The organism is Serratia sp. Sp408, assembly GCF_057180665.1.
Genome location: NZ_JBXUFT010000007.1, coordinates 189,693 through 211,602 on the forward strand (window position 1 = coordinate 189,693; position 21,910 = coordinate 211,602).

Below are 21,910 nucleotides of genomic sequence, written 5' to 3' on the forward strand. Positions count from 1 at the left end.
GCATGTCTGCAACACGTAAGCGGTTTATCGCCGGGGCGGTCTGCCCGAGCTGTAGCGCGATGGATACGCTGGCCGTTTGGCGCGAAGATCGGGTTGAAGTGGTGGAGTGCGTCAAGTGCGGTCATCACCAGCGCCAGACCGAACAACAGGTGGAAAAGCACGTGCGTCCGCAGGAGCAGGTCATCGGGATTTTCCACCCGGAGTAGCGTTATTTGCCGCGATTTTTTATGCTGAAGGGTACAGCGATGCAGATTTCCGTTACAATCTGCACGGTATAGGTTGTGTCCGTACGGTACTAAGGTGCCACAAGGGGGCAGCTTAAAGTATCCAACGGTAGGAGATATCATGAAAGTAGCAAAAGACTCGGTGGTCAGCCTGGCTTACCAAGTACGTACAGAAGACGGTGTTTTGGTTGATGAGTCTCCGGTGAGTGCACCGCTGGACTATCTGCACGGGCATGGCTCTCTGATCGCAGGTCTGGAAAAAGCGCTTGAAGGCCACGCGGTGGGCGATCGTTTCGACGTTCACGTTGGCGCTAACGACGCATACGGCAACTATGACGAAAACCTGGTTCAGCGCGTACCAAAAGATGTATTCATGGGCGTTGACGAACTGCAGGTTGGCATGCGTTTCCTGGCTGACACCGATCAGGGGCCGGTACCGGTAGAAATCACCGAAGTGGACGGTGACCACGTGGTGGTTGACGGTAACCACATGCTGGCTGGCCAGAACCTCAACTTCAATGTCGAAGTCGTGGCCATTCGTGAAGCAACCGCTGAAGAACTGGCTCATGGCCACGTTCACGGTGAGCACGATCATCATCACGAACACGGTGACGGCTGCTGCGGCGGTCACGATCATGACCATGCTCACGATCATGACCACGACCATGGCAAGAAAGGCGGTTGCGGCAACGGTGGTTGCGGTTGCCACTAAGCGCAGTCTACTGCCAGAAAAAGGTCGCCTCGGCGGCCTTTTTTATTGGCGCAGCGCGTTGGCCGGTCAATAGTGCGGTGGCGGCGTCTCTTCCGATTGCGAGGCGATCATCGAGGTTTGCGTGGCACGCAGTTTGTCGGTCAACATATGCAGGTGTTCCCGCAGTTTTAATAATTCAAGCTGATGTTGGACAACTGTTTGATTCAGCTCTTCAATTGTCAATTCCTGGAACGCCTGACGGCTTTCCAGTTCCTCCAGCCGCTGTAGCAGGCCCTGATTGTCGACGTTGTGCATAATACTACCTCTGACACTGTTAAATCCCGATTGCTGGCGTTATGGTAACAGGTGGCGCGGGCTTTGCGCTGTGCTATTTGGACGCATTCAGCCTAGGGTATAGCCGAAAAGTTCGGTACCCGGTGTAAAAGTCGGTAAAAAAGCGCGCAAGGGACGGCTTTTTTACGTCAATATGGCGTCATTGGCACAGAAAAGTCTGATTTATCATGCGGGTAATAAATCAGAGGAAACTTCTCTCGGGATACGGAGTCACACTTTGACTCGATTGGTTACCTGTGCGACTGTTTTGTTTTGTTTCAGCCAGCTATAGTAGCCCGGTTATCTTACCTAATGATTGTTTGGGGCACCGCTTCAGACACTGGAGAAATGGATGAAATCTTTGTTTAAAGTCACGCTTCTGGCAACCACCATGGCTTTTGCTCTGAATACGACTCAGGTTATGGCCGCCGATGCAGCGAAACCGGCCGAGGCCGCCAAAGCGGCTGATGCAGCGGCAGCGCCAAGCACCGGCAAGTTCAAGAACGATGACGAACAAGCGGCTTACGCACTGGGTGCGTCTTTGGGCCGTTACATGGACAACTCGCTGAAAGAGCAAGAAAAACTGGGCATCAAACTGGACAAGGATCAGCTGATCGCCGGTGTTCAGGACGCTTTTGCCAACAAGAGCAAGCTGAACGATGCCGATATCGAAAAGACCCTGCAGGGCTTTGAAGCACGCGTGAAGTCTTCCGCTCAGGCGAAGATGGAGCAGGATGCCAAAGACAACGAAGCGAAAGGCGCCAAATATCGTGATACCTTCGCCAAAGAAAAAGGCGTGAAGAAAACCGAATCAGGTCTGCTGTACCAGGTAGAAAAACCAGGTGCCGGTGAAGCGCCGAAGGACAGCGACACCGTGGTGGTGAACTACAAGGGTACCCTGACCGACGGCACCGAGTTTGACAACTCCTACACGCGCGGCGAACCGCTGTCGTTCCGTCTGGACGGCGTGATCCCGGGCTGGACCGAAGGCCTGAAACACATCAAGAAGGGCGGCAAGATCAAGCTGGTTATCCCACCGGCGCTGGCCTACGGTAAAACCGGCGTTCCTGGCATCCCGGCCAACTCGACCCTGGTGTTTGACGTTGAGCTGCTGGACGTGAAAGCGGCGCCAAAAGCCGATGCCAAAGCTGAAAAGCCAGCGGAAGCCGCAGGCAGCAAAGCAAAATAAGCCTTGCCGATGCATCACCGCCGCGTTTATCGCGGCGGTTTTTACTTCAGCTCCGTCAGCCTGATCTGCAACGCAACTTTTCTCCCCTCTCCTTACGGATTACTTGACGCCTGCCGGGCATCGGCTTAACGTCAATACCACGCGTAAATGCCAGGGCTTGGTTTTGGCCATATCGCCAAACCTGGGTTCTGACTAATGAGTCATACGCCTGCCCCTTAGGGCGTGTATCTAAAACCGTTCCCGGCCGCCAAGAGCCGTTTTAGCTGCGCCCCCTGGCACAGGCGATCTATGAGGGTGGTATCTTCGATGTCTAATTCGCTTTTATCCAGCGAAGCCAGCGAACTCGATTTGCTGAATGAACGTCCGTTTAGCCAAACGGACCATGAAATCCTGAAGTCTTATGAAGCCGTGGTCGACGGACTGGCGATGCTGATCGGCGGTCACTGCGAAATCGTACTGCACTCGCTGGAGGATCTGAAATGCTCCGCGGTGCGGATTGCCAACGGTGAACATACCGGGCGTCAGATAGGCTCGCCGATTACCGATCTGGCACTGCGCATGCTGCACGATATGGCCGGCGACGACAGCAGCGTGTCCAGAGCGTACTTTACCCGTGCCAAAAGCGGCGTGCTGATGAAGTCGGTGACCATCGCCATTCGTAATCGTGAACAGCGGGTCATCGGGTTGTTGTGCATCAATATGAACCTGGATGTGCCGTTCTCACAGATCATGCAAACCTTTATGCCGCCGGAAACGCAGGAAGTGCCTTCTTCGGTTAACTTCGCCTCGTCCGTTGACGATTTGGTGGCGCAAACGCTGGAATTCACCATTGAAGAGGTGAATGCCGACCGTAACGTATCCAACAACGCCAAAAATCGTCAGGTGGTGCTGAACCTGTATGAAAAGGGGATTTTCGATATCAAGGACGCCATCAATCAGGTGGCTGAGCGGCTGAATATCTCCAAACACACCGTCTATCTGTATATTCGCCAGTTCAAAAGCGGCGATCTGCTGGGAAGCGAACGTTGAGCCTGAGTTATTGCCTGGTGGTCACCGGCCCGGCGTATGGCACGCAACAGGCCAGCAGCGCGTATCTGTTCGCTCAGTCGTTATTGGCGGCGGGGCATCAACTGACCAGCGTGTTCTTTTATCGCGAAGGTGTGCTGAATGCCAATCAGCTGACGTCGCCGGCCAGCGACGAGTTCGATCTGGTGCGTGCGTGGGCTGCGCTGGCGCAGCAGCACGCTATTGCGCTGAACGTCTGCGTGGCGGCTGCGCTGCGCCGAGGCGTTACTGACCAACAGGAAGCGCAGCAGCAAGGGTTGCCGGCCGCCAACCTGCAGCCGGGATTCACTCTCAGCGGGCTGGGTGCGCTGGCGGAAGCGACACTGAGCTGCGACCGCACCGTGCAGTTTTAAGAGATCATCATGAAAAGAGTCGCGTTTGTTTTCACCCAGGGGCCACACGGCAGTGCCGCCGGTCGCGAAGGACTGGATGCCCTATTGGCGACCTCCGCGCTGAGCGAGGAACTGGGCGTGTTCTTTATCGGCGACGGGGTGCTGCAACTGCTGCCTGGCCAACAGCCGGAAAAGATCCTTGCGCGAAATTATATTGCCACCTTCGGTGTATTGCCCCTGTACGATGTCGATCGCTGCTATCTGTGCGCCGCGTCACTGCAACAGCGCGGCTTTACGCAGATCGATGGCGGCGTGCTGGACGCCGAGGTGTTGGCGCCGGACGTGCTGCGCCAGCGGCTCGCCGACTACGATGTGGTACTGACATTTTAGGAATTAGCCATGCTGTTTACCCTGAGCCGCTCCCCGCTACAATGCGATCTGCCTGCACTGCTGCGCCTGGCTGCCCCGGGCGACGCGCTGCTGCTGCTGCAGGACGGCGTGCTGGCCGCGCTGGCCGGCAGTGCGCCGCTTGATTTACTGCTGAACGCCCCCATATCCCTGTATGCGCTGGAAGATGACCTGAGCGCTCGCGGTCTGTCTGGTTATATTTCACACAGCATCACCGTCATCGGCTATAATCAATTCGTTGAATTAACCGAAAAACACCATAGCCAAATGGCGTGGTGATAATGCTGATGTTGTATATTTCTTGACACCTTAATCACTCAGCCATAAAATTCTGCGTCCTCGTATTTTGCCAGTAGTGCATGCGGGGGGATTTATCACATGTTTACGAAGCAAGAAACGAAGCACAAACCAGGAGCTTTTTGAATGGCAACGATTAACCAGCTGGTACGCAAACCACGCTCTGTGAAGGCTGCTAAAAGCAACGTTCCAGCGCTGGAAGCCTGCCCGCAAAAACGTGGTGTATGTACCCGCGTATATACCACCACCCCGAAAAAACCAAACTCCGCACTGCGTAAAGTATGCCGTGTGCGTTTGACTAACGGTTTCGAAGTGACTTCCTACATCGGTGGTGAAGGTCACAACCTGCAGGAACACTCCGTGATCCTGATCCGCGGCGGTCGTGTAAAAGACCTGCCAGGTGTGCGTTACCACACCGTTCGCGGCGCACTTGACTGCTCCGGTGTTAAAGACCGTAAGCAAGCTCGTTCCAAGTACGGCGTGAAGAAGCCAAAGGCTTAATGGTTCTCCGTTAAGTAAGGCCAAACATTTTCACTTTAATGTCAAAATAAACTCGTAGAGTTTTGGACAATCCTGAATTAACAACGGAGTATTTCCATGCCACGTCGTCGCGTCATTGGTCAACGTAAAATTTTGCCGGATCCTAAGTTCGGATCCGAGCTGCTGGCCAAATTTGTAAATATCCTGATGGTAGATGGTAAAAAATCTACTGCTGAAGCAATCGTCTATACCGCGCTGGAGACCCTGGCTCAGCGTTCTGGTAAAGATCACCTGGAAGCTTTCGAAGTAGCTCTGGACAACGTGCGCCCGACTGTCGAAGTCAAGTCTCGCCGCGTTGGTGGTTCTACTTATCAGGTACCAGTTGAAGTTCGTCCGGTTCGTCGTAATGCCCTGGCAATGCGCTGGATCGTTGATGCTGCTCGTAAACGCGGTGATAAATCCATGGCTCTGCGCCTGGCGAACGAGCTGTCTGACGCAGCAGAGAACAAAGGTTCTGCTGTTAAGAAGCGTGAAGACGTTCACCGTATGGCCGAAGCCAACAAGGCGTTCGCCCACTACCGCTGGTAATTGCCACGCAGTAGTTATGCTAACCAAGCGGGCGCTTCAAGAAGCCAGCCCGCTTGGGTTAACTGAATGAACGCCCTAGGAATAGAGGAATCAAATGGCTCGTACAACACCCATTGAGCGCTACCGTAATATCGGTATCAGCGCACACATCGACGCCGGTAAAACCACCACTACCGAACGTATTCTGTTCTACACCGGTGTAAACCACAAAATCGGTGAAGTTCATGACGGCGCAGCTACCATGGACTGGATGGAGCAGGAGCAGGAGCGTGGTATTACCATTACCTCCGCTGCAACTACTGCATTCTGGTCAGGTATGGCCAAGCAGTATGAACCGCATCGCGTAAACATCATCGACACCCCAGGGCACGTTGACTTCACCATCGAAGTTGAACGTTCCATGCGTGTGCTTGATGGCGCGGTAATGGTTTACTGTGCTGTTGGTGGTGTTCAGCCACAGTCTGAAACCGTATGGCGTCAGGCTAACAAATACAAGGTTCCACGCATCGCGTTCGTTAACAAAATGGACCGCATGGGCGCGAACTTCCTGAAAGTTGTAGGCCAGATCAAATCTCGCCTGGGTGCAAACCCGGTTCCTCTGCAGCTGGCTATCGGCGCAGAAGAGAAATTCACCGGTGTTGTTGACCTGGTGAAGATGAAAGCCATCAACTGGAACGAAGCCGATGCAGGCGTGACCTTCGAATACGAAGATATCCCGGCTGACATGCAGGAACTGGCTGAAGAATGGCACCAGAATCTGGTTGAATCTGCTGCCGAAGCTTCAGAAGAGCTGATGGAAAAATACCTGGGCGGCGAAGAGCTGACCGAGGCAGAAATCAAGCAAGCTCTGCGTCAGCGCGTGCTGAACAACGAAATCATTCTGGTTACCTGTGGTTCTGCGTTCAAGAACAAAGGCGTACAGGCGATGCTGGATGCGGTAATCGATTACCTGCCAGCGCCAACAGACGTACCGGCAATCAACGGTATGCTGGACGACGGTAAAGATACTCCAGCCGAGCGTCACGCAGACGATAGCGAGCCGTTCGCTGCACTGGCGTTCAAAATCGCTACTGACCCGTTCGTCGGTAACCTGACCTTCTTCCGCGTGTATTCTGGTGTGGTTAACTCCGGTGATACCGTATACAACCCGGTGAAGTCGGCTCGTGAGCGTTTTGGCCGTATCGTTCAGATGCACGCTAACAAACGTGAAGAGATCAAAGAAGTTCGCGCGGGCGACATTGCTGCGGCAATCGGCCTGAAAGACGTGACTACAGGTGACACCATCTGTGATCCGGACAACGTGATCATTCTGGAGCGTATGGAATTCCCTGAACCGGTAATTTCCATCGCCGTTGAACCGAAAACCAAAGCTGACCAGGAAAAAATGGGTCTGGCTCTGGGCCGTCTGGCTAAAGAAGACCCGTCATTCCGCGTATGGACTGATGAAGAATCTAACCAGACCATCATCGCTGGTATGGGTGAACTGCACCTCGACATCATCGTTGACCGTATGAAGCGTGAATTCAACGTTGAAGCGAACGTCGGTAAACCTCAGGTTGCTTACCGCGAAGCGATTCGCTCCAAGGTTACCGATATCGAAGGTAAACACGCCAAGCAGTCTGGTGGTCGTGGTCAGTATGGTCACGTTGTGATCGACATGTACCCACTGGAGCCGGGCTCGAATCCGAAAGGCTACGAGTTCGTCAACGACATTAAAGGCGGTGTGATTCCAACTGAATACATCCCTGCCGTTGACAAAGGTCTCCAGGAGCAGCTGAAAGCAGGTCCGCTGGCTGGCTATCCGGTTGTTGATCTCGGTGTGCGTCTGCACTTCGGTTCTTACCATGACGTTGACTCCTCCGAATTGGCGTTTAAACTGGCAGCTTCTATCGCCTTCAAAGATGGCTTTAAGAAAGCGAAACCCGTTCTGCTTGAGCCTATCATGAAGGTTGAAGTTGAAACGCCAGAAGAGAACACTGGTGACGTTATCGGTGACCTTAGCCGTCGTCGTGGTCAACTGAAAGGTCAAGAATCCAACGCTACCGGCGTTCAGATTCACGCTGAAGTTCCGTTGTCTGAAATGTTCGGGTACGCAACTCAATTGCGTTCTCTGACCAAAGGTCGTGCTTCTTACTCCATGGAGTTCCTGAAGTATGATGATGCGCCGAACAACGTTGCTCAGGCCGTAATCGAAGCCCGTGGTAAATAAGCCCAGGTTTTAAAACAATGATCCCATGCTCTCTCCTTGAGGGGAGAGCATAAGAGTAAGGAATATAGCCGTGTCTAAAGAAAAATTTGAACGTAACAAACCGCACGTTAACGTTGGTACTATCGGCCACGTTGACCACGGTAAAACTACCCTGACTGCAGCAATCACTACCGTTCTGGCTAAAACCTACGGCGGTTCTGCACGTGCTTTCGATCAGATCGATAACGCGCCAGAAGAAAAAGCTCGTGGTATCACCATCAACACCTCTCACGTTGAGTATGACACCCCGTCTCGCCACTACGCGCACGTTGACTGCCCAGGGCACGCCGACTACGTGAAAAACATGATCACCGGTGCTGCGCAGATGGACGGCGCAATCCTGGTTGTTGCAGCGACTGACGGCCCTATGCCTCAGACCCGTGAGCACATCCTGCTGGGTCGCCAGGTTGGCGTTCCTTTCATCATCGTGTTCATGAACAAATGTGACATGGTTGATGACGAAGAGCTGCTGGAACTGGTAGAAATGGAAGTTCGCGAGCTGCTGTCTGCTTACGATTTCCCTGGCGACGACCTGCCAGTAATCCGCGGTTCTGCGCTGAAAGCGCTGGAAGGCGAAGCAGAGTGGGAAGCTAAGATTGTAGAACTGGCTGAAGCGCTGGATTCTTACATCCCAGAACCAGAGCGTGCTATCGACAAGCCGTTCCTGCTGCCAATCGAAGACGTATTCTCCATCTCCGGTCGTGGTACCGTTGTTACCGGTCGTGTTGAGCGCGGTATCATCAAAGTTGGCGAAGAAGTTGAAATCGTTGGTATCAAAGACACCGTTAAGTCTACCTGTACCGGTGTAGAAATGTTCCGCAAACTGCTGGACGAAGGCCGTGCTGGTGAGAACGTTGGTGTTCTGCTGCGTGGTATCAAGCGTGAAGACATCGAACGTGGTCAGGTTCTGGCTAAACCAGGTTCTATCAAGCCGCACACCAAATTCGACTCAGAAGTGTACATCCTGAGCAAAGAAGAAGGTGGTCGTCACACGCCATTCTTCAAAGGCTACCGTCCACAGTTCTACTTCCGTACTACTGACGTGACCGGTACCATCGAACTGCCAGAAGGCGTAGAGATGGTAATGCCAGGCGATAACGTGAACATGGTTGTTACCCTGATTCACCCAATCGCAATGGACGACGGTCTGCGTTTCGCAATCCGTGAAGGCGGCCGTACCGTAGGCGCAGGTGTTGTTGCTAAAGTTATCGCTTAATCGCTGACAACTTTTCGACACCAATAAAAAGGGCACTTCGGTGCCCTTTTTTTATGCAAATTGGTTAAATCTTAATTGAAATAAAAAGCATTCCCATTTAGACTTGATGCATTGGTTAAGAAGTGAGTCTCCTATGTACGTATGTCTGTGTAATGCCGTGACTGATAAAGCCATTCGCAAAGTGGTTCGCCAGCACAACCCTCATACCATGAAGCAACTGCGTGATTTAGTGCCAATTGGTACCGATTGTGGGAAATGCATTCGTCAGGCAAGACAAATTATGGTGGAGGAACGCGCAACCATTATTCATATGCATGAAGTTGCCTAACAAAAGGTAAGGTTATTTTTTGACTCTTGGCATACAGGTTCTACACTTTTAGAACTGGTCAGGAGGATTACCCTATGAAAGGCGATAAAAAGATCATTGCGCATCTCAACAAACTGCTTGGTAACGAGCTGGTTGCCATCAATCAATATTTCCTGCACGCCCGTATGTTCAAGAATTGGGGTCTAATGCGCCTCAACGATAAGGAATATCACGAGTCGATCGACGAGATGAAACATGCCGATCGTTACATTGAACGCATATTATTCCTTGAAGGGCTCCCCAATCTGCAAGACCTCGGCAAACTGAATATTGGCGAAGACATTGAAGAAATGCTGCGCTCAGATCTCGATCTTGAGCTGCAAGGCGCCAGAGATTTGCGTGAAGGTATCGCCTATGCTGATTCCATCCATGACTATGTCAGCCGCGATTTGATGATTGAAATTCTGGCCGACGAAGAACAACACATCGACTGGCTGGAGACCGAACTGGACCTGATTCAGCGGTTGGGTATCCAGAACTATGCCCAGGCGCAGGTACTGGAGCGCAAAGACTGATTTACCGCGTTTCCTCTCTGCCGGAAACCGATTACTGCCGGCAGGGCAGGGGACAGCGATTGCTGAATATCCCCATGTGAGTCCCCATCTTTTTCTCTTGGCGCCAACGTCTGATACCTCATCTCGATTAAATTTGTCGATATCCTGAGCATAATTTCATCTGTGCCTTGCTTATGCGCGCATTTTGCGTATAATGCGCGGGCTTACCTAATCTTGGTAAGCCTGATTTTAGCGAATCAGTCGATAGGCAAGCTCTTTCTGCCCTTCGAACAATACTCCCGATATGGGGGTTATATGTTGACGATTACACTCCCCCATCAATCGAAATGGGTGTGAGGAGTAATTATTTACGTTTATAAATAATTGGAGCTCTGGTCTCATGCAGAACCAAAGAATCCGTATCCGCCTGAAAGCGTTTGATCATCGTCTGATCGATCAATCAACCGCGGAAATCGTCGAGACTGCTAAGCGCACTGGTGCGCAAGTCCGTGGTCCGATCCCGCTGCCAACTCGCAAAGAGCGCTTTACCGTTCTGATCTCTCCGCACGTCAACAAAGATGCGCGTGATCAGTACGAGATTCGCACTCACAAGCGTCTGGTTGACATCGTTGAGCCAACCGAGAAAACCGTTGATGCTCTGATGCGTCTGGATCTGGCTGCCGGTGTAGACGTGCAGATCAGCCTGGGTTAATCAGGTCATTGAGCGATTGAGAGGTTGAAACAATGATTGGTTTAGTCGGTAAAAAAGTGGGTATGACCCGTATCTTCACTGAAGATGGCGTTTCTATCCCAGTAACCGTAATCGAAATTGAAGCGAACCGCGTTACTCAGGTCAAAGACCTGGACAACGACGGGTACCGTGCCATCCAGGTCACTACCGGTAGCAAAAAAGCGAACCGTGTGACCAAACCGGAAGCGGGCCATTTCGCTAAAGCTGGCGTTGAAGCTGGCCGTGGTCTGTGGGAATTCCGCCTTGAAGAAGGTCAAGAGTTCGCTGCAGGTCAGGAAATCAGCGTAGAAATCTTCGCTGACGTTAAAAAAGTCGACGTTACCGGTACTTCTAAAGGTAAAGGTTTTGCTGGCACTGTAAAGCGCTGGAACTTCCGTACCCAAGACGCTACCCACGGTAACTCCTTGTCTCACCGCGTTCCGGGTTCTATCGGTCAGAACCAGACTCCGGGCAAAGTGTTCAAAGGCAAGAAAATGGCTGGCCACCTGGGTGACGAGCGTGTAACCGTTCAAAGCCTGGACGTAGTACGTGTTGACGCTGAGCGCAACCTGCTGCTGGTTAAGGGTGCTGTACCGGGCGCAACCGGTGGCAACCTGATCGTTAAACCAGCTGTGAAGGCGTAAGGGGATAGCAATGGAATTAGTATTGAAAGACGCGCAAAGCGCGCTGACTGTTTCCGAAACTACCTTCGGTCGTGATTTCAACGAAGCGCTGGTACACCAGGTTGTTGTTGCTTATGCAGCAGGTGCCCGTCAAGGTACCCGTGCTCAGAAGACCCGTGCTGAAGTAACTGGTTCCGGTAAAAAACCGTGGCGCCAGAAAGGTACCGGCCGTGCGCGTTCAGGTTCTGTAAAGAGCCCGATCTGGCGTTCCGGTGGTGTAACCTTCGCTGCCAAGCCACAAGACCACAGTCAGAAAGTTAACAAAAAGATGTACCGCGGCGCGCTGAAAAGCATCCTGTCCGAACTGGTACGTCAAGATCGTCTGATCGTTGTCGAGAAGTTCTCTGTAGAAGCGCCTAAAACCAAGCTGCTGGCACAGAAACTGAAAGATATGGCCCTGGAAGACGTGCTGATTGTAACCGGCGAAGTCGACGAGAATCTGTTCCTGGCCGCTCGCAACCTGTACAAGGTTGACGTGCGCGACGTAGCAGGTATCGATCCAGTTAGCCTGATCGCCTTCGACAAAGTGGTTATGACTGCTGATGCTGTGAAGCAAGTTGAGGAGATGCTGGCATGATCCGTGAAGAACGTTTGCTGAAAGTGCTGCGTGCACCGCACGTATCTGAAAAAGCATCCGCTGCGATGGAAAAAAGCAACACCATCGTTCTCAAAGTTGCCAAAGACGCGACCAAAGCAGAAATCAAAGCTGCAGTGCAGAAACTGTTTGAAGTCGAAGTCAAGGACGTTAACACCCTGGTAGTTAAAGGGAAAGTGAAGCGTCACGGTCAGCGTGTTGGTCGTCGTAGCGACTGGAAAAAAGCTTACGTCACCCTGAAAGAAGGCCAGAATCTGGACTTCATCGGCGGCGCAGAGTAAGTCGGAGGAGTAAGAACAATGGCAATTGTTAAATGTAAACCTACATCTCCGGGTCGTCGCCACGTTGTTAAAGTGGTTAACCCTGAGCTGCACAAGGGTAAACCTTATGCCCCGCTGCTTGAAAAAATGAGCAAAAGCGGTGGTCGTAACAACAATGGCCGTATCACCACCCGTCATATCGGTGGTGGCCACAAGCAACATTATCGTCTGGTTGACTTCAAACGCAACAAAGACGGTGTGCCTGCAGTGGTTGAGCGTCTGGAGTACGATCCGAACCGTTCCGCGAACATCGCGCTGGTTCTGTACAAAGACGGCGAACGCCGTTACATCCTTGCGCCGAAAGGCCTGAAAGCTGGTGACCAGATTCAATCTGGCGTTGATGCTGCAATCAAAACGGGTAACACCCTGCCGATGCGCAACATTCCAGTGGGTTCAACGGTTCACAACGTAGAAATGAAACCAGGTAAAGGCGGCCAGATGGCTCGTTCAGCCGGTGCCTACGTTCAGATCGTTGCACGTGATGGTTCCTACGTAACTCTGCGTCTGCGCTCCGGCGAAATGCGTAAAGTTCCAGTTGATTGCCGCGCCACCCTGGGTGAAGTCGGTAACGCTGAACATATGCTTCGCGTTCTGGGTAAAGCAGGTGCTGCACGTTGGCGTGGTGTTCGTCCTACCGTTCGCGGTACGGCGATGAACCCGGTAGATCACCCGCACGGTGGTGGTGAAGGTCGTAACTTTGGTAAGCACCCGGTAACTCCGTGGGGCGTTCAGACCAAAGGTAAGAAGACCCGTAGCAACAAGCGTACTGATAAGTTCATCGTACGTCGCCGTAGCAAAAAATAATTAGAGGATAAGCCATGCCACGTTCTCTCAAGAAAGGTCCTTTTATTGACCTGCACTTGCTGAAGAAGGTAGAGAAAGCGGTGGAAAGCGGTGACAAGAAGCCTTTGCGCACTTGGTCCCGTCGTTCAACGATCTTTCCTAACATGATCGGTTTGACCATCGCTGTCCATAATGGTCGTCAGCACGTACCAGTGTTCGTTTCCGATGAAATGGTCGGTCACAAACTGGGTGAATTCGCGCCGACTCGTACTTATCGCGGCCATGCGGCTGATAAAAAAGCTAAAAAGCGCTAAGGTAGGAGGAAGAGATGGAAACTATCGCTAAACATCGCCACGCTCGTTCTTCTGCTCAGAAGGTTCGCCTTGTTGCTGACCTGATCCGCGGTAAGAAAGTGTCGCAAGCTCTGGAAACTCTGACCTACACCAACAAGAAAGCTGCTGGTCTGGTTAAGAAAGTGCTGGAGTCTGCCATTGCTAACGCAGAACACAACGATGGCGCTGACATCGATGATCTGAAAGTCACGAAAATCTTCGTCGACGAAGGCCCAAGCATGAAGCGCATTATGCCGCGTGCAAAAGGTCGTGCAGATCGCATCCTGAAGCGCACCAGCCACATTACTGTGGTTGTGTCCGATCGCTGAGACTCTGGAGACTAGCAATGGGTCAGAAAGTACATCCTAACGGTATTCGCCTGGGTATTGTCAAACCTTGGAACTCTACTTGGTATGCGAATACCAAAGAATTCGCTGACAACCTGGACAGCGACTTTAAAGTTCGTCAATTCCTGACCAAGGAACTGGCGAAAGCTTCCGTTTCTCGCATCGTTATCGAACGTCCTGCGAAGAGCATCCGTGTGACTATTCACACCGCTCGTCCAGGCATCGTTATCGGCAAGAAAGGTGAAGATGTCGAAAAACTGCGTAAGGTCGTAGCGGATATCGCTGGCGTTCCTGCACAGATTAACATCGCCGAAGTCCGTAAACCGGAACTTGACGCTAAATTGGTTGCTGACAGCATCACTTCACAGCTGGAACGTCGCGTTATGTTCCGTCGTGCTATGAAGCGTGCTGTACAGAACGCAATGCGTCTTGGCGCTAAAGGTATCAAAGTTGAAGTAAGCGGCCGCCTTGGCGGTGCTGAAATCGCGCGTACCGAATGGTACCGTGAAGGTCGTGTTCCGTTGCACACTCTGCGTGCGGATATCGATTACAACACATCTGAAGCGCACACCACTTATGGTGTAATCGGCGTTAAGGTATGGATCTTCAAAGGTGAGATCCTGGGTGGTATGGCTGCAGTTGAACAACCGGAACCGGCTGCTCAACCTAAAAAGCAGCAGCGTAAAGGCCGCAAGTAAGGAGAGTCGCTGATGTTACAACCAAAGCGTACAAAATTCCGTAAGATGCACAAGGGCCGCAACCGTGGTCTGGCGCAGGGTACGGATGTTAGCTTCGGCACTTTCGGTCTGAAAGCTGTTGGCCGTGGCCGTCTGACTGCTCGTCAAATCGAAGCAGCTCGTCGTGCAATGACTCGTGCAGTTAAGCGTCAAGGTAAGATCTGGATCCGTGTATTCCCGGACAAACCGATCACCGAGAAGCCGCTCGAAGTGCGTATGGGTAAAGGTAAAGGTAACGTGGAGTATTGGGTTGCCCTTATCCAGCCTGGTAAAGTCCTGTACGAAATGGACGGTGTGCCGGAAGAGCTGGCCCGTGAGGCATTCAAGCTGGCTGCAGCTAAATTGCCGATCAAAACCACCTTTGTAACTAAGACGGTGATGTAATGAAAGCACAAGAGCTGCGTGAAAAAAGCGTTGAAGAGCTGAACACTGAGCTGCTCAACCTGCTGCGTGAGCAATTCAACTTGCGCATGCAGGCGGCGAGTGGCCAGCTGCAACAAACTCACCTGTTGAAACAAGTGCGTCGTGATGTCGCACGCGTTAAGACTTTACTGACTGAAAAGGCGGGTGTGTAAATGAGTGACAATATCCGTACTCTGCAAGGTCGCGTGATCAGCGACAAAATGGAGAAATCCATTGTTGTTGCTATCGAGCGTTTCGTGAAGCACCCGATCTACGGGAAATTCATCAAGCGTACGACCAAGCTGCACGTACACGACGAGAGCAACGAATGTGGTATCGGCGACGTGGTTGAAATCCGCGAATGCCGTCCACTGTCCAAGACCAAGTCCTGGACGTTGGTTCGCGTTGTAGAGAAAGCGATTCTGTAATAGAGTAGCTGGCTCTAACTTAATGAACGGCTCAGGAAATGAGCCGTTCATTTTTTCTACCCATACTCTGGAAGCGGTGTTATAATGCTGCGCCCTCGGTTATGGGGCTTTTCAACGACCTAATATTTCTTGGGTCTTTAAAGTAGTAGTTGACATTAGCGGAGCACTAAAATGATCCAAGAACAGACTATGCTGAACGTCGCCGACAACTCCGGTGCACGTCGCGTAATGTGTATCAAGGTTCTAGGTGGCTCGCACCGTCGCTACGCAGGCGTCGGCGACATCATCAAGATTACCATCAAGGAAGCAATTCCACGTGGTAAGGTGAAGAAAGGCGATGTGCTGAAGGCGGTAGTGGTGCGCACCAAGAAGGGTGTACGTCGCCCGGACGGTTCTGTCATTCGCTTCGATGGTAATGCATGCGTTATTTTAAACAATAACAGCGAGCAGCCAATCGGTACGCGTATTTTTGGGCCGGTAACTCGTGAACTGCGTAATGAGAAGTTCATGAAAATTATCTCTCTGGCCCCAGAAGTACTCTAAGGAGCGAACCATGGCAGCGAAAATCCGTCGTGATGACGAAGTTATCGTGATTACCGGGAAAGACAAAGGTAAGCGCGGTAAAGTAAAAAATGTCCTGTCTGCTGGTAAGGTCATTGTTGAAGGTATCAACCTGGTGAAGAAACATCAGAAGCCGGTTCCGGCTCTGAACCAACCAGGTGGCATCGTTGAAAAAGAAGCTGCAATTCAGGTTTCTAACGTTGCTCTCTTCAATGCGGCTACCGGTAAGGCTGACCGTGTAGGCTTTAGATTCGAAGACGGCAAAAAAGTCCGTTTCTTCAAATCTAACAGCGAAACTATCAAGTAATTTGGAGTAATACGATGGCGAAACTGCATGATTACTACAAAGACGAGGTAGTTAAACAACTGATGTCTCAGTTTAACTACAATTCTGTCATGCAAGTCCCTCGGGTCGAGAAGATCACCCTGAACATGGGTGTTGGTGAAGCGATCGCTGACAAGAAACTGCTGGATAACGCAGCAGCCGACTTGGCAGCAATCTCCGGTCAAAAGCCGTTGATCACCAAAGCACGCAAATCTGTTGCAGGCTTCAAAATCCGCCAGGGCTATCCGATCGGCTGTAAAGTAACTCTGCGTGGCGAACGCATGTGGGAGTTCTTTGAGCGTCTGATTTCCATTGCTGTTCCACGTATCCGTGACTTCCGTGGCTTGTCCGCCAAGTCATTCGACGGCCGTGGCAACTACAGCATGGGTGTGCGTGAGCAAATCATCTTCCCAGAAATCGACTACGACAAAGTCGATCGCGTCCGTGGTTTGGATATTACCATTACCACTACTGCGAACTCTGATGATGAAGGCCGCGCACTGTTGGCTGCTTTTAACTTCCCGTTCCGCAAGTAAGGCAGGGTTACTGATGGCTAAGCAATCAATGAAAGCACGCGAAGTAAAGCGCGTGAAATTAGCTGACAAGTTCTTTGCAAAACGCGCTGAACTGAAAGCTATTATCTCTGATGTGAACGCTTCCGATGAAGATCGTTGGAATGCCGTTCTCAAGCTGCAAACTCTGCCGCGTGATTCCAGCCCGTCCCGTCAGCGTAATCGCTGCCGCCAAACTGGCCGTCCACATGGTTATGTGGGCAAATTCGGGTTGAGCCGTATCAAACTGCGTGAAGCCGCCATGCGCGGTGAAGTACCAGGCTTGAAAAAGGCTAGCTGGTAATTGTCACCAATTGAATCACGGGAGTAAAGACAGATGAGCATGCAAGATCCGATCGCGGATATGCTGACCCGTATCCGTAACGGTCAAGCCGCGAACAAAGTTGCGGTCACCATGCCTTCCTCCAAGCTGAAAGTGGCAATTGCCAACGTGCTGAAGGAAGAAGGTTTTATTGAAGATTTCAAAATCGAAGGCGACGCCAAGCCTGTTCTGGAACTGGTACTGAAGTACTTCCAGGGCAAAGCTGTGGTAGAAAGCATTCAGCGTATCAGCCGTCCAGGTCTGCGTATCTATAAGAAAAAAGATGCGTTGCCAAAAGTTATGGCCGGTTTGGGGATCGCTGTTGTTTCTACCTCTAAAGGTGTTATGACCGATCGTGCAGCTCGCCAGGCTGGTCTTGGTGGCGAGATTATCTGCTACGTAGCTTAATTCGGGAGGAAAGAATGTCTCGTGTTGCAAAAGCACCCGTCGTCATTCCTGCCGGCGTAGAGGTAAAACTCAACGGTCAGGTTATTTCGATTAAGGGTAAGAACGGCGAGCTGACTCGTACAGTCCACGAAGCCGTTGAAGTGAAGCAAGAAGCTAACGCACTGACTTTCGCACCACGCGAAGGCTTTGTGAACGCATGGGCCCAAGCGGGTACTACGCGCGCTCTGCTGAACGCAATGGTTATCGGTGTTACCGAAGGCTTCACCAAGAAGCTTCAACTGGTAGGCGTTGGTTATCGTGCTGCTGTTAAAGGCAATGTGGTGAATTTAGCCCTGGGCTTCTCTCACCCTGTCGATCACCAGCTGCCAGCAGGTGTTACTGCTGAATGTCCTAGCCAAACTGAAATCGTGCTGAAAGGCGCTGATAAGCAGATTATTGGCCAGGTTGCTGCAGATCTGCGTGCCTACCGTCGTCCTGAGCCTTACAAAGGCAAGGGTGTTCGTTACGCCGACGAAGTCGTGCGTATCAAAGAGGCTAAGAAGAAGTAAGGTAACACTATGGATAAGAAATCTGCTCGTATCCGTCGTGCGACCCGCGCACGCCGCAAGCTCAAAGAACTGGGTGCAACCCGCCTGGTGGTACATCGTACCCCGCGTCACATTTACGCACAGGTAATTGCTCCGAACGGTTCTGAAGTATTGGTAGCAGCTTCTACTTTAGAAAAAGCTATCACTGAGCAACTGAAGTTTTCCGGTAACAAAGACGCAGCAGCAGCAGTAGGTAAAGCTATCGCTGAGCGCGCGTTGGAAAAAGGCATCAAAGATGTTTCCTTTGACCGTTCCGGTTTCCAATATCATGGTCGAGTCCAGGCACTGGCAGATGCTGCCCGTGAAGCTGGCCTTCAGTTCTAAGGAAGAGGTTTAAGATGGCTCACATCGAAAAACAAGCTGGCGAACTGCAGGAAAAGCTGATCGCGGTAAACCGCGTATCTAAAACCGTAAAAGGTGGCCGTATTTTCAGCTTTACCGCACTGACAGTCGTTGGTGATGGTAACGGTCGCGTTGGTTTTGGCTACGGCAAAGCACGCGAAGTTCCGGCAGCGATCCAGAAAGCGATGGAAAAAGCCCGTCGCAACATGATGAATGTCGCGCTGAACAGCGGCACCCTGCAGCACCCTGTTAAAGGTGCTCACACGGGTTCTCGTGTGTTCATGCAGCCGGCTTCCGAAGGTACCGGTATTATCGCCGGTGGTGCAATGCGCGCCGTCCTGGAAGTCGCTGGGGTTCACAACGTATTGGCTAAGGCTTATGGTTCCACCAACCCGATCAACGTGGTTCGTGCAACTATTGATGCCTTGGCAAATATGAAGTCCCCTGAAATGGTCGCTGCCAAGCGTGGTAAATCCGTTGCAGACATTCTGGGGTAATTGACCATGGCTAAGACTATTAAAGTAACACAAGTTCGCAGTTCCATTGGCCGTCTGCCGAAGCATAAAGCTACTCTGCTCGGTCTGGGTCTGCGTCGTATTGGTCACACCGTAGAGCGCGAGGATACTCCTGCTGTACGCGGTATGATCAACCTGGTTTCCTACATGGTTAAAGTTGAGGAGTAACAGATGCGTTTAAATACTCTGTCTCCGGCTGAAGGTGCCAAGCATGCGCCGAAGCGTGTAGGTCGTGGTATTGGTTCTGGCCTGGGTAAAACCGGCGGCCGTGGTCACAAAGGTCAGAAGTCTCGTTCTGGCGGTGGCGTACGTCGCGGGTTTGAAGGTGGTCAGATGCCTTTATACCGTCGTTTGCCGAAATTCGGCTTCACCTCTCGCAAAGCGATGATCACGGCAGAAGTTCGTCTGTCTGAGCTGGCTTTGATTGAAGGCGACGTAATCGACCTGAACACGCTGAAAGCCGCTAACGTTGTTGGTACCCAGATTGAGTTCGCGAAAGTTATGCTTTCTGGCGAAATCACTCGTCCGGTTACCCTGCGTGGTCTGCGTGTCACCAAAGGCGCTCGTGCTGCTATCGAAGCTGCTGGCGGTAAAATTGAGGAATAAGTAGCAGATGGCTAAGCAACCAGGATTAGATTTTCAAAGTGCTAAAGGTGGGCTCGGCGAGCTGAAGCGCAGACTTTTGTTTGTTATCGGCGCGCTGATTGTCTTCCGTATCGGCTCTTTTATTCCGATTCCTGGTATCGATGCCACTGTGCTTGCCAAATTGCTCGAGCAGCAGAGAGGCACTATCATTGAAATGTTTAACATGTTCTCTGGTGGTGCCCTCAGCCGTGCTTCTATCTTTGCTCTGGGGATCATGCCATATATCTCGGCGTCGATCATTATCCAGCTGCTGACGGTGGTTCATCCGGCGTTGGCGGAAATCAAGAAAGAAGGGGAGGCTGGCCGTCGCAAGATAAGCCAGTACACCCGGTACGGTACGCTGGTATTGGCCATATTCCAGTCGATCGGTATTGCTACCGGTCTGCCGAATATGCCTGGTATGCAGGGCCTGGTGTTAAATCCAGGCTTTGCGTTCTACTTTACTGCGGTTGTGAGTCTGGTTACCGGGACAATGTTCCTGATGTGGCTGGGTGAGCAGATAACCGAACGAGGTATCGGCAACGGTATTTCAATCATTATCTTCGCTGGTATTGTGGCGGGATTACCGCCGGCAATCGGTCATACTATTGAGCAAGCCCGGCAAGGCGACCTGCACTTCCTCCTGTTGCTGCTGGTTGCAGTATTGGTGTTTGCAGTAACCTTCTTCGTTGTTTTCATCGAACGTGGTCAACGTCGTATCGTCGTTAACTATGCGAAACGTCAACAAGGTCGTCGTGTTTACGCAGCACAGAGCACACACTTACCGTTGAAAGTGAACATGGCAGGCGTAATTCCTGCAATCTTCGCTTCCAGCATTATCCTGTTCCCAGCCACGATTGCATCCTGGTTTGGGGGCGGTACCGGTTGGAACTGGCTGACAACGATTTCGATGTATTTGCAGCCTGGACAGCCGCTTTATGTGTTACTCTATGCGTCTGCAATCATCTTCTTCTGTTTCTTCTACACGGCGTTGGTTTTCAACCCGCGTGAGACAGCAGATAACCTGAAGAAGTCCGGTGCCTTCGTACCAGGAATTCGTCCGGGAGAGCAAACGGCGAAGTACATCGATAAAGTAATGACGCGTTTAACCCTGGTGGGCGCGATGTACATTACTTTCATCTGCCTGATCCCGGAGTTCATGCGTGATGCAATGAAAGTACCATTCTACTTTGGTGGTACCTCGCTACTGATCGTGGTTGTCGTCATCATGGACTTTATGGCTCAAGTGCAAACTCTGATGATGTCAAGTCAGTACGAGTCTGCATTGAAGAAAGCAAACCTGAAAGGCTATAACCGCTAGTCGGGTTTTGTTTGAGAAGTTACGGAGAGTAAAAATGAAAGTTCGTGCTTCCGTCAAGAAATTATGTCGTAACTGCAAAATCGTTAAGCGTAACGGTGTCGTTCGTGTGATTTGCAGCGCCGAGCCGAAGCATAAACAGCGTCAAGGCTGATTATCTCGCATATTTTTCTTGCAAAGTTGGGTTGAGCTGGCTAGATTAGCCAGCCAATCTTTTGTATGTAGCTGCAACATTATTTGAGTATCCTGAAAACGGGCTTTTCAGAATGGTGTTGCCGTATAAAATAGTAGGAGTGCATAGTGGCCCGTATAGCAGGCATTAACATTCCTGATCATAAACATACCGTAATCGCCTTAACGTCGATCTTCGGAATCGGTAAAACCCGCTCACAGTCTATCTGTGCGGCTACGGGTATTCCTGAAAATGTTAAGATCAGTGAGCTGTCTGAAGAGCAAATTGAACAGCTGCGTGAAGCAGTCGCCAAATTCACTGTAGAAGGTGATTTGCGTCGTGAAGTTACCCTGAGCATCAAGCGTCTGATGGATCTTGGTACATATCGTGGTTTGCGCCATCGTCGTGGTCTGCCAGTTCGCGGTCAGCGTACTAAGACCAACGCACGTACCCGTAAGGGTCCGCGTAAACCGATCAAGAAATAATCGGGGTGATTGAATAATGGCAAAGGCACCTGTTCGTACACGCAAGCGTGTAAGAAAGCAAGTCTCTGACGGCGTGGCTCATATCCATGCTTCTTTCAACAACACCATTGTAACTATTACCGATCGTCAGGGTAATGCTTTGGGTTGGGCAACTGCCGGTGGTTCCGGTTTCCGTGGTTCTCGTAAGTCAACTCCGTTTGCAGCTCAGGTTGCAGCCGAACGTTGTGCTGAAGCAGTAAAAGAATACGGTATCAAGAACCTGGAAGTTATGGTTAAAGGACCTGGTCCTGGTCGTGAGTCTACTATCCGCGCTCTGAACGCGGCTGGTTTCCGCATCACTAACATTACTGATGTGACTCCGATCCCTCATAACGGTTGTCGTCCGCCGAAAAAGCGCCGCGTATAACGCTG

Annotated in this window: 39 protein-coding genes; 38 read left to right on the plus strand and 1 reads right to left on the minus strand. The window is 51.5% G+C overall.

The window, feature by feature from the left end:
- Positions 1-2 precede the first annotated feature (2 nt).
- Both AC2AXP_RS18885 and slyD read left to right on the plus strand, forming a co-directional pair.
- Entirely contained in the window at positions 3-206 is a 204-nt protein-coding gene (locus AC2AXP_RS18885) for a YheV family putative zinc ribbon protein (protein ID WP_039991335.1), read from the plus strand.
- Positions 207-345: 139 nt separating this feature from the next.
- Positions 346-936 (plus strand): peptidylprolyl isomerase, encoded by a 591-nt coding sequence (gene slyD, locus AC2AXP_RS18890; RefSeq protein WP_004956226.1) that lies wholly within the window; start codon positions 346-348, stop codon positions 934-936.
- Between the two features lie 66 nt (positions 937-1,002).
- Here slyD and AC2AXP_RS18895 read toward each other — a convergent pair whose 3' ends face one another.
- On the minus strand, positions 1,003-1,230 hold the full coding sequence (locus tag AC2AXP_RS18895) for a protein SlyX (protein WP_004956223.1): 228 nt from the start codon (positions 1,228-1,230) through the stop codon (positions 1,003-1,005).
- A gap of 370 nt (positions 1,231-1,600) precedes the next feature.
- On the opposite strand from AC2AXP_RS18895, the gene fkpA reads away from it, so the two are divergent.
- The 36 genes from fkpA (at position 1,601) to rpsK (ending at position 21,905) form a co-directional block, all read left to right on the plus strand.
- Complete coding sequence (fkpA, locus tag AC2AXP_RS18900; protein WP_004956220.1) at positions 1,601-2,437, plus strand: FKBP-type peptidyl-prolyl cis-trans isomerase; 837 nt, start codon at positions 1,601-1,603, stop codon at positions 2,435-2,437.
- Positions 2,438-2,743: 306 nt separating this feature from the next.
- Positions 2,744-3,466, plus strand: a complete 723-nt coding sequence (locus tag AC2AXP_RS18905) for a helix-turn-helix transcriptional regulator (protein WP_004956215.1) — start codon at positions 2,744-2,746, stop codon at positions 3,464-3,466.
- A gap of 2 nt (positions 3,467-3,468) precedes the next feature.
- Entirely contained in the window at positions 3,469-3,855 is a 387-nt protein-coding gene (gene tusD / locus AC2AXP_RS18910) for a sulfurtransferase complex subunit TusD (protein ID WP_039992453.1), read from the plus strand.
- Between the two features lie 9 nt (positions 3,856-3,864).
- On the plus strand, positions 3,865-4,224 hold the full coding sequence (gene tusC / locus AC2AXP_RS18915; RefSeq protein WP_484381870.1) for a sulfurtransferase complex subunit TusC: 360 nt from the start codon (positions 3,865-3,867) through the stop codon (positions 4,222-4,224).
- A gap of 9 nt (positions 4,225-4,233) precedes the next feature.
- Positions 4,234-4,521, plus strand: coding sequence for a sulfurtransferase complex subunit TusB (gene tusB, locus AC2AXP_RS18920; RefSeq protein ID WP_004956209.1), 288 nt, complete (start codon positions 4,234-4,236; stop codon positions 4,519-4,521).
- A gap of 144 nt (positions 4,522-4,665) precedes the next feature.
- Complete coding sequence (rpsL, locus tag AC2AXP_RS18925) at positions 4,666-5,040, plus strand: 30S ribosomal protein S12 (protein WP_004930426.1); 375 nt, start codon at positions 4,666-4,668, stop codon at positions 5,038-5,040.
- Between the two features lie 96 nt (positions 5,041-5,136).
- Positions 5,137-5,607 (plus strand): 30S ribosomal protein S7, encoded by a 471-nt coding sequence (rpsG, locus tag AC2AXP_RS18930; protein ID WP_004956203.1) that lies wholly within the window; start codon positions 5,137-5,139, stop codon positions 5,605-5,607.
- 94 nt (positions 5,608-5,701) lie between these two features.
- Positions 5,702-7,816, plus strand: coding sequence for an elongation factor G (gene fusA, locus AC2AXP_RS18935; protein ID WP_004956200.1), 2,115 nt, complete (start codon positions 5,702-5,704; stop codon positions 7,814-7,816).
- A 70-nt stretch (positions 7,817-7,886) separates the two neighbouring features.
- A complete protein-coding gene (tuf, locus tag AC2AXP_RS18940) occupies positions 7,887-9,071 on the plus strand; it encodes an elongation factor Tu (RefSeq protein WP_128135914.1) in 1,185 nt (394 codons plus the stop codon).
- 133 nt (positions 9,072-9,204) lie between these two features.
- Positions 9,205-9,399: a bacterioferritin-associated ferredoxin gene (bfd, locus tag AC2AXP_RS18945; RefSeq protein WP_004956197.1), complete on the plus strand. Its 195-nt coding sequence runs from the start codon at positions 9,205-9,207 to the stop codon at positions 9,397-9,399.
- Between the two features lie 74 nt (positions 9,400-9,473).
- Positions 9,474-9,953, plus strand: a complete 480-nt coding sequence (gene bfr, locus AC2AXP_RS18950) for a bacterioferritin (RefSeq protein WP_004956195.1) — start codon at positions 9,474-9,476, stop codon at positions 9,951-9,953.
- A 379-nt stretch (positions 9,954-10,332) separates the two neighbouring features.
- A complete protein-coding gene (gene rpsJ, locus AC2AXP_RS18955) occupies positions 10,333-10,644 on the plus strand; it encodes a 30S ribosomal protein S10 (RefSeq protein WP_001181005.1) in 312 nt (103 codons plus the stop codon).
- A 32-nt stretch (positions 10,645-10,676) separates the two neighbouring features.
- On the plus strand, positions 10,677-11,306 hold the full coding sequence (gene rplC / locus AC2AXP_RS18960; protein WP_004956193.1) for a 50S ribosomal protein L3: 630 nt from the start codon (positions 10,677-10,679) through the stop codon (positions 11,304-11,306).
- Positions 11,307-11,316: 10 nt separating this feature from the next.
- Positions 11,317-11,922, plus strand: a complete 606-nt coding sequence (gene rplD / locus AC2AXP_RS18965) for a 50S ribosomal protein L4 (protein ID WP_004956192.1) — start codon at positions 11,317-11,319, stop codon at positions 11,920-11,922.
- Positions 11,919-12,221, plus strand: coding sequence for a 50S ribosomal protein L23 (gene rplW, locus AC2AXP_RS18970; protein ID WP_004929776.1), 303 nt, complete (start codon positions 11,919-11,921; stop codon positions 12,219-12,221). The genes rplD and rplW overlap by 4 nt, the downstream gene beginning before the upstream one ends.
- Before the next feature lie 18 nt (positions 12,222-12,239).
- Positions 12,240-13,064 (plus strand): 50S ribosomal protein L2, encoded by an 825-nt coding sequence (rplB, locus tag AC2AXP_RS18975; RefSeq protein WP_039991329.1) that lies wholly within the window; start codon positions 12,240-12,242, stop codon positions 13,062-13,064.
- Between the two features lie 14 nt (positions 13,065-13,078).
- Positions 13,079-13,357, plus strand: coding sequence for a 30S ribosomal protein S19 (rpsS, locus tag AC2AXP_RS18980; protein WP_004929772.1), 279 nt, complete (start codon positions 13,079-13,081; stop codon positions 13,355-13,357).
- Between the two features lie 14 nt (positions 13,358-13,371).
- The gene (rplV, locus tag AC2AXP_RS18985; protein ID WP_002223844.1) at positions 13,372-13,704 is read left to right on the plus strand and encodes a 50S ribosomal protein L22; all 333 of its coding nucleotides are present in this window, start codon (positions 13,372-13,374) and stop codon (positions 13,702-13,704) included.
- 17 nt (positions 13,705-13,721) lie between these two features.
- Positions 13,722-14,420: a 30S ribosomal protein S3 gene (gene rpsC, locus AC2AXP_RS18990; RefSeq protein ID WP_004956187.1), complete on the plus strand. Its 699-nt coding sequence runs from the start codon at positions 13,722-13,724 to the stop codon at positions 14,418-14,420.
- 12 nt (positions 14,421-14,432) lie between these two features.
- The gene (gene rplP, locus AC2AXP_RS18995) at positions 14,433-14,843 is read left to right on the plus strand and encodes a 50S ribosomal protein L16 (protein ID WP_004956184.1); all 411 of its coding nucleotides are present in this window, start codon (positions 14,433-14,435) and stop codon (positions 14,841-14,843) included.
- Positions 14,843-15,034 (plus strand): 50S ribosomal protein L29, encoded by a 192-nt coding sequence (rpmC, locus tag AC2AXP_RS19000; RefSeq protein WP_004956182.1) that lies wholly within the window; start codon positions 14,843-14,845, stop codon positions 15,032-15,034. The genes rplP and rpmC overlap by 1 nt, the downstream gene beginning before the upstream one ends.
- A complete protein-coding gene (gene rpsQ / locus AC2AXP_RS19005) occupies positions 15,035-15,289 on the plus strand; it encodes a 30S ribosomal protein S17 (RefSeq protein WP_004956179.1) in 255 nt (84 codons plus the stop codon). It abuts the gene before it with no gap.
- Between the two features lie 171 nt (positions 15,290-15,460).
- A complete protein-coding gene (gene rplN / locus AC2AXP_RS19010) occupies positions 15,461-15,832 on the plus strand; it encodes a 50S ribosomal protein L14 (RefSeq protein ID WP_000613954.1) in 372 nt (123 codons plus the stop codon).
- A gap of 10 nt (positions 15,833-15,842) precedes the next feature.
- A complete protein-coding gene (gene rplX, locus AC2AXP_RS19015) occupies positions 15,843-16,157 on the plus strand; it encodes a 50S ribosomal protein L24 (RefSeq protein WP_004956177.1) in 315 nt (104 codons plus the stop codon).
- Between the two features lie 14 nt (positions 16,158-16,171).
- Positions 16,172-16,711 carry a 50S ribosomal protein L5 gene (rplE, locus tag AC2AXP_RS19020; RefSeq protein WP_004956175.1) on the plus strand — a complete coding sequence of 180 codons (540 nt, stop codon included), beginning with the start codon at positions 16,172-16,174 and terminating at the stop codon, positions 16,709-16,711.
- 13 nt (positions 16,712-16,724) lie between these two features.
- Positions 16,725-17,030 carry a 30S ribosomal protein S14 gene (rpsN, locus tag AC2AXP_RS19025; RefSeq protein ID WP_004956173.1) on the plus strand — a complete coding sequence of 102 codons (306 nt, stop codon included), beginning with the start codon at positions 16,725-16,727 and terminating at the stop codon, positions 17,028-17,030.
- A gap of 33 nt (positions 17,031-17,063) precedes the next feature.
- Positions 17,064-17,456 (plus strand): 30S ribosomal protein S8, encoded by a 393-nt coding sequence (gene rpsH / locus AC2AXP_RS19030; RefSeq protein WP_004956170.1) that lies wholly within the window; start codon positions 17,064-17,066, stop codon positions 17,454-17,456.
- A gap of 14 nt (positions 17,457-17,470) precedes the next feature.
- The gene (gene rplF, locus AC2AXP_RS19035; protein ID WP_004956168.1) at positions 17,471-18,004 is read left to right on the plus strand and encodes a 50S ribosomal protein L6; all 534 of its coding nucleotides are present in this window, start codon (positions 17,471-17,473) and stop codon (positions 18,002-18,004) included.
- A gap of 9 nt (positions 18,005-18,013) precedes the next feature.
- Positions 18,014-18,367: a 50S ribosomal protein L18 gene (gene rplR / locus AC2AXP_RS19040; protein WP_004956165.1), complete on the plus strand. Its 354-nt coding sequence runs from the start codon at positions 18,014-18,016 to the stop codon at positions 18,365-18,367.
- A gap of 14 nt (positions 18,368-18,381) precedes the next feature.
- Positions 18,382-18,882: a 30S ribosomal protein S5 gene (gene rpsE, locus AC2AXP_RS19045; RefSeq protein WP_004956164.1), complete on the plus strand. Its 501-nt coding sequence runs from the start codon at positions 18,382-18,384 to the stop codon at positions 18,880-18,882.
- A 6-nt stretch (positions 18,883-18,888) separates the two neighbouring features.
- Entirely contained in the window at positions 18,889-19,068 is a 180-nt protein-coding gene (rpmD, locus tag AC2AXP_RS19050) for a 50S ribosomal protein L30 (protein ID WP_004956161.1), read from the plus strand.
- Positions 19,069-19,071: 3 nt separating this feature from the next.
- Entirely contained in the window at positions 19,072-19,506 is a 435-nt protein-coding gene (gene rplO / locus AC2AXP_RS19055; RefSeq protein ID WP_039991315.1) for a 50S ribosomal protein L15, read from the plus strand.
- Between the two features lie 7 nt (positions 19,507-19,513).
- A complete protein-coding gene (secY, locus tag AC2AXP_RS19060) occupies positions 19,514-20,845 on the plus strand; it encodes a preprotein translocase subunit SecY (protein ID WP_004956156.1) in 1,332 nt (443 codons plus the stop codon).
- Positions 20,846-20,879: 34 nt separating this feature from the next.
- Positions 20,880-20,996 (plus strand): 50S ribosomal protein L36, encoded by a 117-nt coding sequence (gene rpmJ / locus AC2AXP_RS19065; RefSeq protein ID WP_002227352.1) that lies wholly within the window; start codon positions 20,880-20,882, stop codon positions 20,994-20,996.
- 146 nt (positions 20,997-21,142) lie between these two features.
- Positions 21,143-21,499, plus strand: a complete 357-nt coding sequence (gene rpsM / locus AC2AXP_RS19070; RefSeq protein WP_039991313.1) for a 30S ribosomal protein S13 — start codon at positions 21,143-21,145, stop codon at positions 21,497-21,499.
- Positions 21,500-21,515: 16 nt separating this feature from the next.
- A complete protein-coding gene (rpsK, locus tag AC2AXP_RS19075) occupies positions 21,516-21,905 on the plus strand; it encodes a 30S ribosomal protein S11 (RefSeq protein ID WP_004956154.1) in 390 nt (129 codons plus the stop codon).
- Positions 21,906-21,910 lie beyond the last annotated feature (5 nt).

Coding starts and splice junctions, on each gene's coding strand:
- AC2AXP_RS18885 (WP_039991335.1), top strand. CDS start 3: ATGTCTGCAACACGTAAGCGGTTTATCGCCGGGGCGGTCTGCCCGAGC.
- slyD (WP_004956226.1), top strand. CDS start 346: ATGAAAGTAGCAAAAGACTCGGTGGTCAGCCTGGCTTACCAAGTACGT.
- AC2AXP_RS18895 (WP_004956223.1), bottom strand. CDS start 1,230: ATGCACAACGTCGACAATCAGGGCCTGCTACAGCGGCTGGAGGAACTG.
- fkpA (WP_004956220.1), top strand. CDS start 1,601: ATGAAATCTTTGTTTAAAGTCACGCTTCTGGCAACCACCATGGCTTTT.
- AC2AXP_RS18905 (WP_004956215.1), top strand. CDS start 2,744: ATGTCTAATTCGCTTTTATCCAGCGAAGCCAGCGAACTCGATTTGCTG.
- tusC (WP_484381870.1), top strand. CDS start 3,865: ATGAAAAGAGTCGCGTTTGTTTTCACCCAGGGGCCACACGGCAGTGCC.
- tusB (WP_004956209.1), top strand. CDS start 4,234: ATGCTGTTTACCCTGAGCCGCTCCCCGCTACAATGCGATCTGCCTGCA.
- rpsL (WP_004930426.1), top strand. CDS start 4,666: ATGGCAACGATTAACCAGCTGGTACGCAAACCACGCTCTGTGAAGGCT.
- rpsG (WP_004956203.1), top strand. CDS start 5,137: ATGCCACGTCGTCGCGTCATTGGTCAACGTAAAATTTTGCCGGATCCT.
- fusA (WP_004956200.1), top strand. CDS start 5,702: ATGGCTCGTACAACACCCATTGAGCGCTACCGTAATATCGGTATCAGC.
- bfd (WP_004956197.1), top strand. CDS start 9,205: ATGTACGTATGTCTGTGTAATGCCGTGACTGATAAAGCCATTCGCAAA.
- bfr (WP_004956195.1), top strand. CDS start 9,474: ATGAAAGGCGATAAAAAGATCATTGCGCATCTCAACAAACTGCTTGGT.
- rpsJ (WP_001181005.1), top strand. CDS start 10,333: ATGCAGAACCAAAGAATCCGTATCCGCCTGAAAGCGTTTGATCATCGT.
- rplC (WP_004956193.1), top strand. CDS start 10,677: ATGATTGGTTTAGTCGGTAAAAAAGTGGGTATGACCCGTATCTTCACT.
- rplD (WP_004956192.1), top strand. CDS start 11,317: ATGGAATTAGTATTGAAAGACGCGCAAAGCGCGCTGACTGTTTCCGAA.
- rplW (WP_004929776.1), top strand. CDS start 11,919: ATGATCCGTGAAGAACGTTTGCTGAAAGTGCTGCGTGCACCGCACGTA.
- rplB (WP_039991329.1), top strand. CDS start 12,240: ATGGCAATTGTTAAATGTAAACCTACATCTCCGGGTCGTCGCCACGTT.
- rpsS (WP_004929772.1), top strand. CDS start 13,079: ATGCCACGTTCTCTCAAGAAAGGTCCTTTTATTGACCTGCACTTGCTG.
- rplV (WP_002223844.1), top strand. CDS start 13,372: ATGGAAACTATCGCTAAACATCGCCACGCTCGTTCTTCTGCTCAGAAG.
- rpsC (WP_004956187.1), top strand. CDS start 13,722: ATGGGTCAGAAAGTACATCCTAACGGTATTCGCCTGGGTATTGTCAAA.
- rplP (WP_004956184.1), top strand. CDS start 14,433: ATGTTACAACCAAAGCGTACAAAATTCCGTAAGATGCACAAGGGCCGC.
- rpmC (WP_004956182.1), top strand. CDS start 14,843: ATGAAAGCACAAGAGCTGCGTGAAAAAAGCGTTGAAGAGCTGAACACT.
- rpsQ (WP_004956179.1), top strand. CDS start 15,035: ATGAGTGACAATATCCGTACTCTGCAAGGTCGCGTGATCAGCGACAAA.
- rplN (WP_000613954.1), top strand. CDS start 15,461: ATGATCCAAGAACAGACTATGCTGAACGTCGCCGACAACTCCGGTGCA.
- rplX (WP_004956177.1), top strand. CDS start 15,843: ATGGCAGCGAAAATCCGTCGTGATGACGAAGTTATCGTGATTACCGGG.
- rplE (WP_004956175.1), top strand. CDS start 16,172: ATGGCGAAACTGCATGATTACTACAAAGACGAGGTAGTTAAACAACTG.
- rpsN (WP_004956173.1), top strand. CDS start 16,725: ATGGCTAAGCAATCAATGAAAGCACGCGAAGTAAAGCGCGTGAAATTA.
- rpsH (WP_004956170.1), top strand. CDS start 17,064: ATGAGCATGCAAGATCCGATCGCGGATATGCTGACCCGTATCCGTAAC.
- rplF (WP_004956168.1), top strand. CDS start 17,471: ATGTCTCGTGTTGCAAAAGCACCCGTCGTCATTCCTGCCGGCGTAGAG.
- rplR (WP_004956165.1), top strand. CDS start 18,014: ATGGATAAGAAATCTGCTCGTATCCGTCGTGCGACCCGCGCACGCCGC.
- rpsE (WP_004956164.1), top strand. CDS start 18,382: ATGGCTCACATCGAAAAACAAGCTGGCGAACTGCAGGAAAAGCTGATC.
- rpmD (WP_004956161.1), top strand. CDS start 18,889: ATGGCTAAGACTATTAAAGTAACACAAGTTCGCAGTTCCATTGGCCGT.
- rplO (WP_039991315.1), top strand. CDS start 19,072: ATGCGTTTAAATACTCTGTCTCCGGCTGAAGGTGCCAAGCATGCGCCG.
- secY (WP_004956156.1), top strand. CDS start 19,514: ATGGCTAAGCAACCAGGATTAGATTTTCAAAGTGCTAAAGGTGGGCTC.
- rpmJ (WP_002227352.1), top strand. CDS start 20,880: ATGAAAGTTCGTGCTTCCGTCAAGAAATTATGTCGTAACTGCAAAATC.
- rpsK (WP_004956154.1), top strand. CDS start 21,516: ATGGCAAAGGCACCTGTTCGTACACGCAAGCGTGTAAGAAAGCAAGTC.